The sequence below is a fragment of the Bacteroides faecis MAJ27 genome (genome assembly GCF_900106755.1).
In the GTDB taxonomy this organism is placed as follows: domain Bacteria; phylum Bacteroidota; class Bacteroidia; order Bacteroidales; family Bacteroidaceae; genus Bacteroides; species Bacteroides faecis.
This window is the reverse complement of record NZ_FNNN01000006.1, coordinates 146,908-161,521: the sequence shown is the minus strand read 5'-3', so window position 1 is coordinate 161,521 and position 14,614 is coordinate 146,908. Positions and strand designations below refer to the sequence as shown.

Annotated in this window: 9 protein-coding genes and 1 pseudogene; 5 read left to right on the top strand and 5 right to left on the bottom strand. The window is 41.8% G+C overall.

Translation table 11 applies throughout. The features are described 5' to 3' along the window. Positions 1-16 precede the first annotated feature (16 nt). Positions 17-832 (bottom strand): SDR family oxidoreductase, encoded by an 816-nt coding sequence (locus BLW31_RS07370; protein ID WP_010537434.1) that lies wholly within the window; start codon positions 830-832, stop codon positions 17-19. Between the two features lie 171 nt (positions 833-1,003). On the opposite strand from BLW31_RS07370, the gene BLW31_RS07365 reads away from it, so the two are divergent. Continuing rightward, a complete protein-coding gene (locus tag BLW31_RS07365; RefSeq protein ID WP_029425461.1) occupies positions 1,004-2,956 on the top strand; it encodes a glycoside hydrolase family 97 protein in 1,953 nt (650 codons plus the stop codon). A gap of 86 nt (positions 2,957-3,042) precedes the next feature. Here BLW31_RS07365 and BLW31_RS07360 read toward each other — a convergent pair whose 3' ends face one another. Next, entirely contained in the window at positions 3,043-3,885 is an 843-nt protein-coding gene (locus BLW31_RS07360) for an aldo/keto reductase (RefSeq protein WP_010537436.1), read from the bottom strand. Positions 3,886-4,264: 379 nt separating this feature from the next. On the opposite strand from BLW31_RS07360, the pseudogene BLW31_RS07355 reads away from it, so the two are divergent. After that, positions 4,265-4,450, top strand: a pseudogene (locus tag BLW31_RS07355) (hypothetical protein); the annotation flags it as partial. Between the two features lie 16 nt (positions 4,451-4,466). Here the strand turns inward: BLW31_RS07355 and murQ are convergent. From murQ to BLW31_RS07340, 3 genes are read right to left on the bottom strand one after another with little or no spacing between them, the layout of a single operon-like run. Beyond that, the gene (gene murQ, locus BLW31_RS07350) at positions 4,467-5,294 is read right to left on the bottom strand and encodes an N-acetylmuramic acid 6-phosphate etherase (RefSeq protein WP_022302122.1); all 828 of its coding nucleotides are present in this window, start codon (positions 5,292-5,294) and stop codon (positions 4,467-4,469) included. 36 nt (positions 5,295-5,330) lie between these two features. Then, positions 5,331-5,714 (bottom strand): DUF3037 domain-containing protein, encoded by a 384-nt coding sequence (locus BLW31_RS07345; protein ID WP_010537439.1) that lies wholly within the window; start codon positions 5,712-5,714, stop codon positions 5,331-5,333. Continuing rightward, positions 5,692-6,474 (bottom strand): HipA family kinase, encoded by a 783-nt coding sequence (locus BLW31_RS07340; protein WP_010537440.1) that lies wholly within the window; start codon positions 6,472-6,474, stop codon positions 5,692-5,694. The genes BLW31_RS07345 and BLW31_RS07340 overlap by 23 nt, the downstream gene beginning before the upstream one ends. A 336-nt stretch (positions 6,475-6,810) precedes the next feature. Between BLW31_RS07340 and BLW31_RS07335 the strand changes: the two genes are divergently transcribed. The 3 genes from BLW31_RS07335 to BLW31_RS07325 all read left to right on the top strand — a co-directional run bounded on the left by BLW31_RS07335 (position 6,811) and on the right by BLW31_RS07325 (position 14,602). Continuing rightward, positions 6,811-9,627 (top strand): two-component regulator propeller domain-containing protein, encoded by a 2,817-nt coding sequence (locus BLW31_RS07335; protein WP_029425463.1) that lies wholly within the window; start codon positions 6,811-6,813, stop codon positions 9,625-9,627. Between the two features lie 1,081 nt (positions 9,628-10,708). Next, positions 10,709-11,224, top strand: a complete 516-nt coding sequence (locus BLW31_RS07330; protein WP_010537442.1) for a sigma-70 family RNA polymerase sigma factor — start codon at positions 10,709-10,711, stop codon at positions 11,222-11,224. A 150-nt stretch (positions 11,225-11,374) separates the two neighbouring features. Then, positions 11,375-14,602 carry a SusC/RagA family TonB-linked outer membrane protein gene (locus tag BLW31_RS07325; RefSeq protein WP_010537443.1) on the top strand — a complete coding sequence of 1,076 codons (3,228 nt, stop codon included), beginning with the start codon at positions 11,375-11,377 and terminating at the stop codon, positions 14,600-14,602. Positions 14,603-14,614: the final 12 nt, after the last annotated feature.

The window sequence follows — 14,614 nt, the reverse complement described above, 5'->3', positions numbered from 1 at the left end:
ATTCAGAACTATCAATTTATACGCCGCTGAATGCGCTGAAACCACCGTCGATAGGTAACATTGCTCCGGTTACAAAACTGGCAGCTTCACTGCACAAGAATTGTACGGCACCATTTAATTCTTTAATATCGCCAAAGCGGTTCATGGGTGTTTTAGCTAAAACCTTTTTGCTCCTGTCGGTCAGCGAACCATCGGGATTAATGAGTACATGACGGTTCTGATCGCCTATGAAGAATCCCGGCGCAATGGCATTCACACGAATACCGTCACCATACTTCAGGGCCATTTCGCTTGCCAGCCATTGTGTAAAGTTGGCTACGGCTGTTTTCGCTGCCGAATAGCCAGGCACACGAGTGATAGCACTGTAAGCCGCCATCGAAGATACGTTGATAATGCATCCTTGTTTCTGTTTAGCCATCACTTTGCCGAAAATCATGGATGGATAGACTGTACCGTTCATATTCAGACTAGTCACTTTTTCCCAACAAGAAATATCCATATCATAGAAGTGCTGGTCCGGTTCGAGAGTCGCTCCCGGCATGTTTCCACCTGCGATATTCAAAAGAATGTCAATCCGTCCCCACTTGGCAACAATCTCTTCGGCTACTTTTTCCAGATTGGCAGTATCCAGTACGTTGCCGATAATACCGATTACGTCATCACCATATTGCTTTAATTCGGTTACGCGATTGTCAAGTTGTTCCTGTCGGATATCGATAGCTACGACTTTAGCTCCCTGCTGTACAAAGTGTTGGGCAATGTTACCGCCCAATACACCTCCTGCTCCGGTAATGACAGCTACCTTACCGGCAATACTAAATAATTCGTTCATAGTTTTATTTATCATTTATTTGAATTGTTGCAAAAGTAGCTGCTTTTTGGATGTGATGTTATGCTTATTTTTGCAAGATATTTGCTTATATTTGCAGATTTGTGTGAAAGAAAAGAAAGTGAATTGAGTAGAATAATCATCTTGTTCGTATATATTAGAAAATGAATAAACATGAACTTACATAGAATGAAGAAAATTATCTTGATCTTATTGCTGGCTATACCGGTGCTGATAGAGGCACAAAATGTGATGACGGAGACTCGTCAGGTATTAATATCGCCTGACGGAGCCTATCGTTTTACATTTTATCAACGTGCGTTGGGGAAGGATAATACACGAATGTATTACACACTGACCTATAAAGACCGTCCTGTGGTGGAAGAGAGCGAACTGGGAATACAGATTAAGAATCAGTTGTTTGAGTCTGCATTGGCCGTTCCGAATGATACTTGCCATTTCTGGTGTGAAAATCTGAAAATGACGGGTGCTGAACGCCGGGAAATCGATGAGTCATGGAAACCTGTGTATGGAGAACGCTCTGTGATTCGCGATCATTACAATGAAATGACTTTGAAGTTCAGTAAAGGCGAAGGGGAAGGTAAAAAGGAAGATGGTTATGATAAACGTAAAAACTACTTGATGAACATTATCGTTCGCGCTCACAACGAAGGAGTCGCTTTCCGTTATCATTTTCCGGAAACAACCAATGGACTTTTCCTCCATATCACAGATGAACAGACCAGTTTCACAATGCCCCAGGGTACAAAAGCTTATTATGAACGTTGGGCACAGGGACCTTATGAGCTTCGTCCGCTGGAAGGATGGGGAGAAGAAGAGAGCGAACGTCCGTTGACCTTAAAACTGCCTGACGGATTATCCGTAGCGTTGCTGGAAGCGGAAATGGTGGACTATGCGCGTGGTAAATTCCGTTTGTCCGCAGAAAAACCTTCAACTTTGGTGACAAGTCTGTATAGTAGTGTCGATGTTATATCTCCATACAGTACTCCGTGGCGTGTTATTATGGTTGGTGAACGTTCTGTCGACCTGATTAACCATAATGATCTCGTCCTGAATCTGAATCCTGCTTGTAAACTGGCAGATACATCCTGGATTAAACCGGGAAAAGTTTTTCGTGCAGGCGATCTGAAGCAGGATAAAGTAAAGGTTGCTGTTGATTTTGCGGCAGAACGTGGCATTCGGTATGTACATATGGATGCAGGCTGGTACGGACCGGAGATGAAGATGAGTTCGGATGCTTCTACGGTTTCTCCCGATAAAGACCTTGATATACCGGCTCTGTGCAAGTATGCCGAATCGAAAGGAATCGGCTTGATGGTATATGTCAATCAACGCGCGCTGGTGCAGCAGTTAGATTCTTTATTGCCGTTGTATAAGCGATGGGGACTGAAAGGTATAAAATTCGGTTTCGTACAAATCGGCAATCAGCATTGGAGTACCTGGCTACACGATGCTGTACGCAAGTGTGGCGAGTATGAAATGATGGTAGATATTCACGATGAATATCGTCCGACCGGGTTTAGCCGTACTTATCCGAACTTGATGACACAGGAAGGTATCCGTGGAAACGAAGAAATGCCAGATGCCACACATAACACCATCCTGCCTTTTACCCGTTTTCTGGCTGGTGCAGCCGATTATACTCTGTGCTATTTCAACGGACGGGTGAAAAATACGAAAGCTCATCAGTTAGCTATGGCAGCAGTGTACTATAGTCCGTTGCAGTTCATGTTTTGGTATGACAGACCGGAGTTCTATAAAGGAGAGGAAGAATTGGAGTTCTGGAAAGCTATTCCGAGTGTATGGGATGACAGTCGTGCGCTGGATGGAGAAATAGGTGAATATATTATTCAGGCACGCCGTTCAGGTAATGACTGGTTTGTCGGAGCGATGACAAATACGGAAGCTCGTACCGTTACAGTGATGACGGATTTTCTGGAACCGGGTAAAAAGTATACCGCTCATTTGTATGAGGATGACGATAAACTGAATACAGGTACCAAAGTGCGTACGGCACATAAGAAGGTGAAAGCCGGAGACAAACTTATATTGAAGTTAAAGGCGAGTGGCGGGGCTGCGTTGCACTTTACTCCGATAGAGAAATGATCTTATAAATAGTATTCAGTTATCATATAAAAATCCCCCCTTCATTCTGCTTCGTAAAAACAAAAGCGATGAAAGGGGGGAATTCTTTATTTTCCGTAATTAATCAGCCATTTTACCATTTCCGGGTCATAATGAGAGAAGAAGAGGGTTTCAGCGTTATCGAGTGAAGCAATGGCAGACATATCTTCCGGTGACAAAGTAAAATCGAAAACATTGAAGTTCTCAGCCATTCGTTCCTTGTGAGTCGATTTAGGAATGACTATGATGTCCCGTTGAATCAGATAGCGTAATGCAACCTGTGCCACTGATTTTCCGTATTCTTTTCCGATTTCTTGGAGAGTGCTGTTCGTGAAGAAGTCATTCCGTCCTTCGGCAAAAGGTCCCCATGACATAATTCTCGTACCATATTCTTTCATTACTTCCTGTAACTTCACTTGCTGGTTGAAGACATGTGTTTCCACCTGATTGACAGCAGGAGTAATCTCACAAAACTCTGCAAGGTCCACGAAGCGGTCCGGATAGAAGTTGCTGACGCCGATAGCGCGAATTTTTCCTGCCTTGTACGCTTCTTCCATTGCGCGGTAAGTGCCATAGTAATCACCGAATGGCTGATGAATCAACAAGAGGTCGACATAATCGCTCTGCAACTTACGTAAGGACTCATCGATGGAAGCCTTTGCTTTGTCATAACCGGCATTTGATATCCATACTTTGGTGGTGATAAACAGCTCCTCGCGTGGAACACCACATTTGCTGATTGCATTTCCGACCCCTTCCTCATTATGATAGGCTTGTGCCGTATCGATAGAGCGGTATCCTACACTGATTGCATCAGACACGCAACGTTCACATTCTTCAGGAGTAACCTGATACACACCATAACCTAAAATAGGCATTTCAATGCCATTGTTCAATTTTACTTTTTCCATAATCGAGTATATTAAATTAAAATCAGTTCGTATCTAATTCCTCATAATCCATATTTTCCTGTATGCAAAGTTAGTTTCTGTAAAGTAATCTATTCTTATATAGATTACGGGTTTTGCTACCATTTTTACGGATAGCTTTGTTTATTCAGCCCAAGGTTATTCTCCTTTTTAGTGTGATAACTCTATCTTTGCATCCATATCTCATTATATATAGTTGTTTTTTGAGTATTTTGTTCTACATGTTCGTAATATATGGAGTTAAATCAATAAAAAGAAGCATTATGAATAGATATTTTCTTTTCGCTTTGTTGGCTGTATTGGCGATGAGTTCCGTAATAGCCGCGGCTCCTTGGCAATGGTCTGTAGAAATAAAGGGGGTTATTATTATGTAAAGCAAGAACCGGCTGAGATAAAGGGCAATAAACTGGTGTTCACCCGGATTCCTCCTCGTACAAAGTTTCCGGTAAAGATAACAGTCGTAGCCTGGCAATATGGACGTAGTACGGAACCGAAGGTACAGACAGCTGAAGCTGTAGAACAGAGCTTTTGTCTTACTGCCCGTTAACAGCCCTTTATTCGTTTTACGTCAATTCATCCTCATTGTGAAAGGCTTCTATTGCTTTTTCTACAGAGCCGTGTAATAACAATAATGATTGGGCTTCTCCGTAATTCAGGTGTAATTCGTCGATAAGCATCCGTGTTCCTCTGTCAATCAGTTTCTGATTGGTGAGTTGCATATTGACCATCTTGTTTCCTTTGACACGTCCTAGCCCGATCATGACAGCAGTACTGATCATGTTCAGAATCATCTTCTGACCGGTGCCCGATTTCATTCGTGAACTGCCTGTTACATATTCCGGACCGACAATCATTTCGATAGGGATATCGGCTTCGGTTGCCATAGGTGAGTTGGGGTTGCTGGTGATGCATCCTGTCAGTATGCCGTTTTTGCGCGCTTCATGCATGGCACCGATCACATAAGGGGTGGTACCGGAAGCTGCAATTCCGATGACTGTATCTTTGGTGTTGATGTTATATTGCTGCAATTCTTCCCAGCCGCGTTTTGTGTCATCTTCCGCATTCTCTACAGGATTGCGTAAGGCGGTATCACCTCCTGCAATCAGTCCGATCACTACCGTAGGGGGCATGCCGAATGTAGGAGGAATTTCAGAAGCATCCAGTACTCCCAGCCGCCCGCTTGTTCCTGCTCCCATATAGAAGATGCGTCCGCCTTTCTTTACCCGGGGAATGATCTGACTGACCAGTTTCTCTATTTGCGGAATGCTTCTTTCCACTGCATCTGCTACTTTATGGTCTTCAGCATTGATTTCCTGAAGAATTTCCCCTATCGGTTTCTTTTCAAGGTCATTATAGAGTGACGGTTGTTCTGTTATCTTAATAAATTCCATAACCATTCAATTATTGTTTCCGGAATACTCGGTTAGTTATAGCACCAGTTCCTTAAACAGCCGTTCCAGTGTGGCGTCCAGATTCTCAGAGAATCCGGGGTGCGGGCGTGAAACCTGAATGCACGAACTCTTAACGGCAGTCAGCCAACGGAATCTGTCCGGGATATCCATCTGAGCTATAGTCCCTCCGTTTTTATTGCCCTGGCAAATTTTGTCGAACACTTTCAGTCCTTCTTTCAGGCAATTCGTATCCACTTCCGAAGAAAACAGACTGAGTTTGTTATCATCTATCGTATATAGAGATTTCAGGTACTTACGTTGTTTGGAGAACAAAACAATACCTACATTGATAAATTCCTCACGTTCTACCTTCGGAACGAATCGAATCACCGCATATTCATATAAGTACCTTTCTTGCATTTTGTGCTTCATTTACAAAAAGTTCGGAGTGCTTGATCCTTTCTTCTAAAAATTGAATATAAATATCTCTCAAATCCTGCGGAGTCTCGCTGCCTTCGGTCCAGTTCAACCAGTCGTCGGGGACAGCATTGACTATTTCACGGATTTTTTCGGGCGTAAGAATACGTTTGAATGCTGCGTCTGTCTCTTCCAGCTGGTCGGCAAACGGCAATAATACATGGTCTTTGACCTGTGTAAACGGACTAAGCGACAGCTTCTGCCAGTTGGTCCATGTATGGTGGAAATAGAGTGACGCGCCGTGGTCGATCAACCATAATTCTTTATGCCACATCAGCATATTCGTATTTTTGATGGTACGGTCTACATTGGTCAGCAGTGCATCCAGCCATACCACCTGTGAGGCCGTTTTCCCGTCTACGGAATGTGCTATGGGGTCGAAAGTCAGTGCGCCGGAAAGAAAATGCAATCCGATATTCAGTCCGCGGCTCCACTGAAGTAGGTCCTGTATTTCTTCATCTGCTTCTGTGCGTCCGAAGGCTTCGTCCAGGTGGAGAAAGACGATCTCGGGCACCCTGAAACCTAGTGCACGGGCTATTTCTCCTCCTATCAGTTCGGCGATCAGTGCTTTCGTTCCGTGTCCTGCTCCCCTGAACTTGACTACATATTTAAATTCATCGTCAGCTTCGGCCAAAGCGGGCAATGATCCTCCCTCTCTCAGCGGAAGAATATATCTTGTTACATTTGCCGTACGTAAATCCATGTAGCTCCTTTCTTAAATTCGGGAATAAAGATAAATGGTTTTGAGGGATTTTTCTTAGAAAATGTTCTTTTAATTAATGATTTGTAGCTTAATTAAATAATTTTGCGCTGTTAAGTATCAGGCGAGGATAATCCGTATCTTATTTTGGAAAGCAGAAACGAATGAAATAGCGGATAAAGAAAGATACTGATAATTTATTATATTGTATTGAGTAAATGTTTTCTTCCTTTCGTATTTGTCTATAAACGTTTAGCAAATATGGAGAGGCGATTCTTATTTTTGTGGAAGAAATGCTATCTTTGTCTTATGTTTCATGCAATTAATGATGATTGACAAGTGAAAAGCACGATTAAATATTTGATTCTTCTAATCATATATCTGGCTTGTAGCGATACCTTGCAAGCCCGGGACTACGTATTTCGTAATATAGTTATGTCCGACGGGCTTTCCGGAGTCTTGGTGAACGCTATTTATAAAGACTCGGAGGGCTTCGTTTGGTTAGGGACGGATAACTGTCTCGACCGTTTTGACGGTGTCAAAGTGAAACATTTTGAATTCCGTGGCATTGAGTCGGGAAGAAAGAAACGTGTGAACTGCATAGCAGAGACTTCTAACAGACAACTCTGGGTAGGAAACGGCGTGGGACTTTGGCGTTTGAACCGCAGCAACGGTGAATTACAACGAATCGTGCCGGAGAAAATAGACTTTGCCGTAAACACCCTTTTGGCAGACAACGACGTGCTATATCTGGGAACCGAAAAAGGACTTTTTATTCAGAAAGATGGGCAACTCATCCAGATACAAACAGACCCGAATGTGCTGGCCGCCTGTAACCGTGTCATGGACCTTTGTCTGAACGAAGATAAAAGTGTGCTCTGGATGGCTACCGTGCAAGGATTGTTTTCTTACTCATTAAAAGATGGAAAAGTTTCTTCCTGGCATTTCCGCGAAAATGTACCCGAAACAGATTATTTCCGGTGTCTTACCCGAATAGGGGAAACGCTCTATATAGGTACTATGAGCCAGGGAGTACTTCGTTTCGACATCCAAACGTCCACTTTCTCTCATGCTCCCTCTTTGGGATGTGATGTGATCTCCGATATCTCCGGAGACGGAAAAGAGAATGTGTATATAGCTACTGACGGTAATGGAGTTCATTTTCTTTCTCATAAAGATCAGTGTGTCACCCGTAGCTTTTGCCATGATATACGCGATAAGGAAGGAATCCGCAGTAACTCAATCTATTCGTTGTTGGTAGACAACCGTGGAGCACTTTGGGTAGGGCATTTTCAGGCCGGACTTGATTATTCACTCTATCAGAACGGACTGTTTTCTACTTATTCTTTTCCTCCTCTATTTAATTCCACCAATTTGTCGGTTCGTTCGTTCCTGAATCGTGGAAAGGAAAAAGTGATCGGTTCGCGTGACGGGCTGTTTTATATCAACGAATCTACAGGAACCGTAAAGAGCTTTGTAAGACCTGTACTGACTTCCGACCTGATACTTACGATCAGTTTCTACGAAGGAGAATATTATATCGGTACGTATGGAGGAGGAATGATGGTGCTGAATCCCCAGACACTTGCTCTTACTTATTTTGAAGAAGGAGATTCCGAGTTATTCCATAAAGGACATATTTTCTGCATAAAGCCTGATGAAAAAGGTAATCTGTGGGTGGGAACGTCTCAAGGCGTATTCTGCTATAATAAATCGGCAAAGCAAATTAAAAATTATACAAGTTCCAACTCCCAGCTGCCAGAAGGAAATGTTTATGAGATTAGTTTCGACTCTACCGGAAAAGGATGGATTGCAACCGAAACCGGAATGTGCATTTACGATCCTGCATCTCAAAGTCTCCGTTCCAATGTCTTCCCGGAAGGGTTTGTGCATCGTGATAAGGTAAGGACCATCTATGAAGACTCAAAACATAATCTTTTCTTCATCCGTGAGAAAGGGAGCCTGTTCATTTCATCGTTGACAATGGATCGCTTCCGGCAGAAATCCGTTCTTTCCACTCTCCCGGATAATTCGCTGATGTCCATTGTAGAAGATAACCTGGGGTGGTTGTGGATTGGTTGCAATGATGGTTTATTGCGGATGAAGGATGGCGAGGAGGATTATGACGCGTTTACTTTTAATGATGGAGTGCCCGGACCCACTTTCACCAATGGAGCCGCTTATAAGGATGAAAACGGACTATTATGGTTCGGTAATACTAAGGGATTGATTTGTGTGGACCCTAAAGAGGTAGATGAATTGCGCGGCAAGGTTCGTCCTATCGTGTTTACGGATATACAGGCAAACGGCGTTTCTATAACCGAAACTTCTTTAAAATATGACCAGAATAATCTGACTTTCAATTTTACGGATTTTGCCTATGGACTTCCTTCTGCTTTGCTATATGAGTATCGGCTGGATGGAGTGGATAATGACTGGAAACTGTTGACTGCACAGAGTGAGGTATCATACTACGGACTTGCTTCCGGAGACTATACTTTCCGTGTCCGTTTGCCGGGCAATGACCAGTCGGAAGCCAGTTGCGAGGTGACAGTGCGCCCTATGGTTCCCTGGTGGGGATGGGGATTGATTGTCGTTGCGTTAGTATTGATTGTGCTGCTGGTAAGATATTACTTGTGGAAACGATTAAGTACTTTGGTGAAGTCACCGGCTTTGTCGCCCGCAGAAGGGCAGGAAGAGAACGAACATGGCTTTTCCGAAAAGCAAGTGTGTGGAGATAACAATCAGGAGCAACCTGTCGAAGAGAAATATAAAACAAATCGTCTGAGTGAAACGGAATGCAAAGAGCTTTATGAAAAGCTTGTAGCTTATGTCGAAAAGGAACGGCCTTATATTAATCCTGATTTGAAAATGGGGGATCTGGCAGTAGCGTTAGGTACTTCCTCTCATTCTCTGTCTTATCTGCTGAATCAGTATTTGAATCAGTCTTATTATGATTTTATTAATGACTATCGTGTAGCTGAATTCAAAAGATTGGTAGTGGATAGCAAATATTCCCGCTATACGCTCGCCGCATTAGCCGAACTCTGCGGTTTTAGTTCCCGCGCTTCCTTCTTCCGTTCTTTCAAGAAGAGTACGGGAGTTACTCCCAACGAATATATTCGTAGTATTGGAGGAACGGCGAAAGAAGAGTAGAAACAAGTACTTCATCCGCTTGATAGTAGTACTTCATCCGCTTGATAGTAGTACTTCATTCACTAGCATGTAGTACTTCATTCACTAGCATGTAGTACTTCATTTACTTGTATGTAGTACTTCATTTGCGTATCTGTTGTACTTCATCCACATGTTTGTTATACTTCATTTCCTTATCTGTCGTACTTCTGTCGTTCAGTGTTCATATAGATAGAGCAGTACTCTAAACTTCGTATGTTAAATGTAAATTATATGTACCTAATCCGCTTCTCGTTTTTGCTACTGCTACTGCCACTGACACCTTAGTGCCTCTTTGTCAGTGAATTTAAATAACGGCATATTTGTAAGTATTTGGTTTATAGTGTTATATGCGAATTTATTAAAAATGAATCATCTATTCCCCTTCTACTTATTAATTTTATTGTCAGTAGATTTCTACTTGTTTACTTGTAGTAATATAATACTATGCTCCTTTTTTAGGGCTTAAAATAGAGTTTTACTGATAATTGAGAACAATATAATAATTGTTTAGTGTCTTATATTTACATTTACCTAATGGGATAATACTGTTTTACTATTAAAATAGGCATTAAGGTGTCAGTTGTCAGTGCTGTCAGTAGATTTTTTGTAATTGGAAAATATGAAATCATAATCGGTTAGTAATTAATCTGTTATAATATAAGGTGTAGAGGACGACTGATACTTTATACAAATTTCCACTGACATAATAAATGTTAATAGGAAAAAGTGGTGTGGTCTTTAATGTTTACAGCTGATTGCTTTCTTTTATGATAGTTAATCTCTCATATTAAAAGAAAGAATTTTGGCTATCAAACAAAGACAATCTTTTAGTCTTGTACGCATGAAGGAGCAGGAAAATATAGGCGAAAAACTATAAATAGAGTCTCATATTATGAAATGAGACTCTATATGAAGAATGAGTATTCTTTTGATTATTAGTGTTTTATGTTTTAATTAGTCTATTTGGATACGTTGCAATCCATCTGCCCGTTTTTCTTATGGATTCTTTTTAAATCACCTCTATATTTGCATCGTGATCGAAACCGAAAAAGATAGTATTATGGAGACAACAATTAACTCTTCCGACAACATTATCACTCGTTCTTACGAGGAATATCATCAGGTAATCTTAAACTATATTACCTATCGTATAACTCACCGCTATGAAGCGGAGGATTTGACGCAGGATGTATTCGTACGTTTACTGGATTATAAGCAGATGCTTCGTCCGGACACAGTGAAATATTTCCTTTTTACTATTGCGCGTAATATCGTGACCGATTATATACGCCGTTATTATAAGAAACAGGAAATAGACAGCTATTTGTACGATTTCACGGCTACTTCTACCAACGAAACAGAAGAAAACATCATTGTCAGTAATCTGATGGAGATGGAACAGATGCGTTTGGAGGCAATGCCCGAACAACGTCGCCTGGTTTATGCACTGAACCGTTTTGAAGACAAGAGTTCACCCGAAATTGCTACCGAACTGAATTTAAGCTGCCGGACTGTGGAAAACCATCTGTTTCTCGGACGTCGTGATATGCGTAACTTCTTTAGAAGTTGTATCTAAAATATCCAACCGTATATAATTTATTCATTAATAAATAACCTTTTGTGCTTATGGAAAAGGAATTAAAATCAAACCAAAGGTGTGTAGATGCCTCATCTTATTTTAGAGAACAAGAATTTAATACTATTTTTAAACCTCAAATTTAATATTATGAAACAAAGAGGATTAACTTTTAATTCGCAGCCGGGCAAGACAATAGTGGTCGCTCTGGGATTGATGCTGGGCCTATGTCCTGTTTCAAGCGCATGGGGCTATGCGAATGTAAATGATAACCTGGTAGTGTCACAAGTGCAGAAACAGGTGAAAGGGCAAGTGGTAGATGCTACAGGTGAGCCGCTGATCGGTGTGAATGTGAGTGTGGTGAGCCAGACTGGAGGTACCATAACGGATATTAATGGAAACTATTCTCTGAACGTTCCGCAAGGTGCTAAACTGAAGTTTTCTTATATCGGCTATAAAGAGCAGATGATAGAAGTAGGCAGTCAGACGGTGATCAACGTGAAGATGCAAGAAGACAGTGAAGTGCTTGACGAAGTGGTCGTGGTCGGCTATGGAACACAGAAAAAAGCGACTATGACAGGTTCTGTGACGGTGGTCAGTGATAAGATGCTAGAGAATAAAGGAACCATGTCAAGTCCGGTACAGGCGCTGCAAGGTCAGGTGCCGGGTGTCATCATCACACGAAACTCTTCGGCTCCGGGCGACGAAAGCTGGGGAATGAGTTTGCGTGGTGCTGTTTCCAAGAATACGACCAGTCCACTTGTTATTATTGATGGGGTGGAATATGAAAGTGTAAACGAACTACGTCTGTTAAATCCTTCAGATATTGAATCTATTAATTTTCTGAAAGATGCTTCCGCTTCTATTTACGGTAGTAAGGCCGCAGGTGGAGTAGTGTTGGTTACTACTAAGAAAGCCAAAGAGGGTAAGGTGCAAGTGGATTATAGTGGTTCGGTGACGGCTAAGTTTATCGGGCTGTCTCCCGATTTAATGAACATTGGTGAATGGGCATCGGCTGTAATAGATGCTCGTACTAATGACGGGTATACAGAAGATGATACTTGGCTACGATATGCCAAGCTGGCGTTGGCTTATAAAAATCAGTACATTAACCTAGATCATACAGCTAATCCATTCGGGACGGGTGCTTTTACTGATGTTGCTGATTTTGTATTCTTTGATACTAATTGGCAGGATATTATGTGGGGGACAGCAGCCTCTACCCAACACGAATTGGCAATTTCGGGAGGTTCCGATAATTCGAAATACCGTTTATCATTAGGCTATATGTTTGATGACAGCAACTTGAAATGGGGAAATAACAATAATAGCCGCTATAACCTACGATTGACGAATACTTTCAAACTCTCGGATAAGATGTCTATCGAATCAGTAATAGCATACAACCGCCAGGATCAGGTTGCTCCGACACAGGTCGGTTCTGCTCTGACTACCAGTGCACAGCAACCGGGATTTCCTTCGGCAACAGTTGATGGCAAGCCGTATGCCTGGGGTACGTGGGGTGCTCCTAACTGGTATTGTGAATTGGGAGGAGATAACAAACTTAAAGTCTCGGCTATTAATATCAGTGAGACATTCAATTATTCTATCACGAAAGATTTGAGTACTTCCGTAATAGCCGGCTACAACACTTCCACTGCAACTAGGGATACTCAGAAGAAATCGATCGAATGGTATAATTATGCAGGTGATCGGGTAGTACGTACAGACCCGACGGAAGATGCAAGCTCGTATACGAAGAGTAATTCACGGACAGATTTCTATTCTATTTCAGGGCGAGTAGACTGGTCGCATATATTTGCCGATGTTCATGATGTGAAGTTGATGGCTGGTTTGCAATATAATATGAAAGAGTATGAATATACGTATCTTCGTACAACTGGTATCTTACCATCTTTGGAAGTTCCTAATAGCAATAATGGCCTGATTTATTTGGTTAGTGAGGATAAGAATACACAATCCTCAAAATGGCAGGAGGCTGTAATGTCTTACTTTGGGCGTGCTAACTATAACTATCGCTCTAAATATATGCTGGAAGCTCAATTCCGCTATGATGGTTCTTCAAAATTCCAACCCGAGAACCGTTGGGCATTCTATTGGGGAACCTCTGGGGGATGGCGGCTTTCTGAAGAGGATTTTATAAAAGAACTTGAATTTATTGATGAATTCAAGTTGAGAGCTTCTTACGGTAGTGTGGGTAATCAAGCAGGTATAGATCGTTACGACGGAACACAACTTTATAATTTTAAACCAAGCCAAGGTGCTTTGATTGGTAATGGAAAAGTTTCTTATGTAGATACCAGTGGAAAACTACCAAGCCTTGACCGTACTTGGGAACGTATTCATAATTATAATATCGGACTTGACTTTGGATTCCTTAACCATCGGTTGACAGGTACTGCTGAGATGTTTTGGAAGAAGAGTAACAACATGTTGATTGATGTTATTTATCCGGGGATTCTGGGTGATAAGGCACCTACAGCAAATTATGGAGCTTTTAAGGCTCATGGATGGGAAGGAATGATTAACTGGTCTGATAGAATAGGTCAGGTAAATTATCACCTTGGTGGTACTTTCACTTACACAACTAATGAACTCACTGACAATGGGGGGAGTGGTGCAATAAAGAGTGGTGTACGTTCCGACCGTGAAGGTTATCCATTAAATTCTGTATTTGGACTTCGTTATTGTGGAAAGATACAGACGGAAGAGCAGTTGAAAAAGTATGTAAACCAATATAAAAACAATAGTACAATTGGTACATTGGATAATTTACGTTTGGGTGATAACATGTTTGAAGATGTGAATAAAGATGGAAAATTGACGGAGGAGGACTTTGTTTATTTAGGGACAGATGATCCGAAGGTACAGTTTTCAGTGAATGCAGGACTCGAATGGAAAGGATTAGACTTGTCTATTGTTTTTCAGGGTGCTGGAAAACGTACTGTCTGGCGTGAAAAGAGTACTTGGAGAATTCCGATGCGCGCAGTTTATCAGAATGGTAGCAATCAATTTATAGGCAATACTTGGAATCCGGATAATACAGGAGCTTATTATCCTTCACTGACTAATAAGTCTGAAATAAATGACTATAATTATCAGTGCTCATCTTGGTCGGTAGAAGATGGCGCCTACCTCCGTCTGAAGAATGTGACATTAGGTTATTCTTTGCCTTCTTCATTATTGGCGAAGACTAAAGTACTGTCGAAGGCACGTATTTATGTGACTGGATCAGACCTTTGGGAACATAGTAACATCAATGATGGTTGGGACCCTGAAGCAAACCGTGAAGTGGACAATGCAAAGCGCTATCCTTTCTTGCGTACCGTAACTTTTGGATTAAACTTAACCTTTTAATTGAAAACAAAT

Excerpts from the sequence above, each read along its gene's own strand:
- BLW31_RS07340 (WP_010537440.1), bottom strand. The coding sequence starts at position 6,474 with ATGGATTTACGTACGGCAAATGTAACAAGATATATTCTTCCGCTGAGA.
- BLW31_RS07370 (WP_010537434.1), bottom strand. The coding sequence starts at position 832 with ATGAACGAATTATTTAGTATTGCCGGTAAGGTAGCTGTCATTACCGGA.
- BLW31_RS07330 (WP_010537442.1), top strand. The coding sequence starts at position 10,709 with ATGGAGACAACAATTAACTCTTCCGACAACATTATCACTCGTTCTTAC.
- murQ (WP_022302122.1), bottom strand. The coding sequence starts at position 5,294 with ATGGAATTTATTAAGATAACAGAACAACCGTCACTCTATAATGACCTT.
- BLW31_RS07365 (WP_029425461.1), top strand. The coding sequence starts at position 1,004 with ATGAACTTACATAGAATGAAGAAAATTATCTTGATCTTATTGCTGGCT.
- BLW31_RS07325 (WP_010537443.1), top strand. The coding sequence starts at position 11,375 with ATGAAACAAAGAGGATTAACTTTTAATTCGCAGCCGGGCAAGACAATA.
- BLW31_RS07345 (WP_010537439.1), bottom strand. The coding sequence starts at position 5,714 with ATGCAAGAAAGGTACTTATATGAATATGCGGTGATTCGATTCGTTCCG.
- BLW31_RS07360 (WP_010537436.1), bottom strand. The coding sequence starts at position 3,885 with ATGGAAAAAGTAAAATTGAACAATGGCATTGAAATGCCTATTTTAGGT.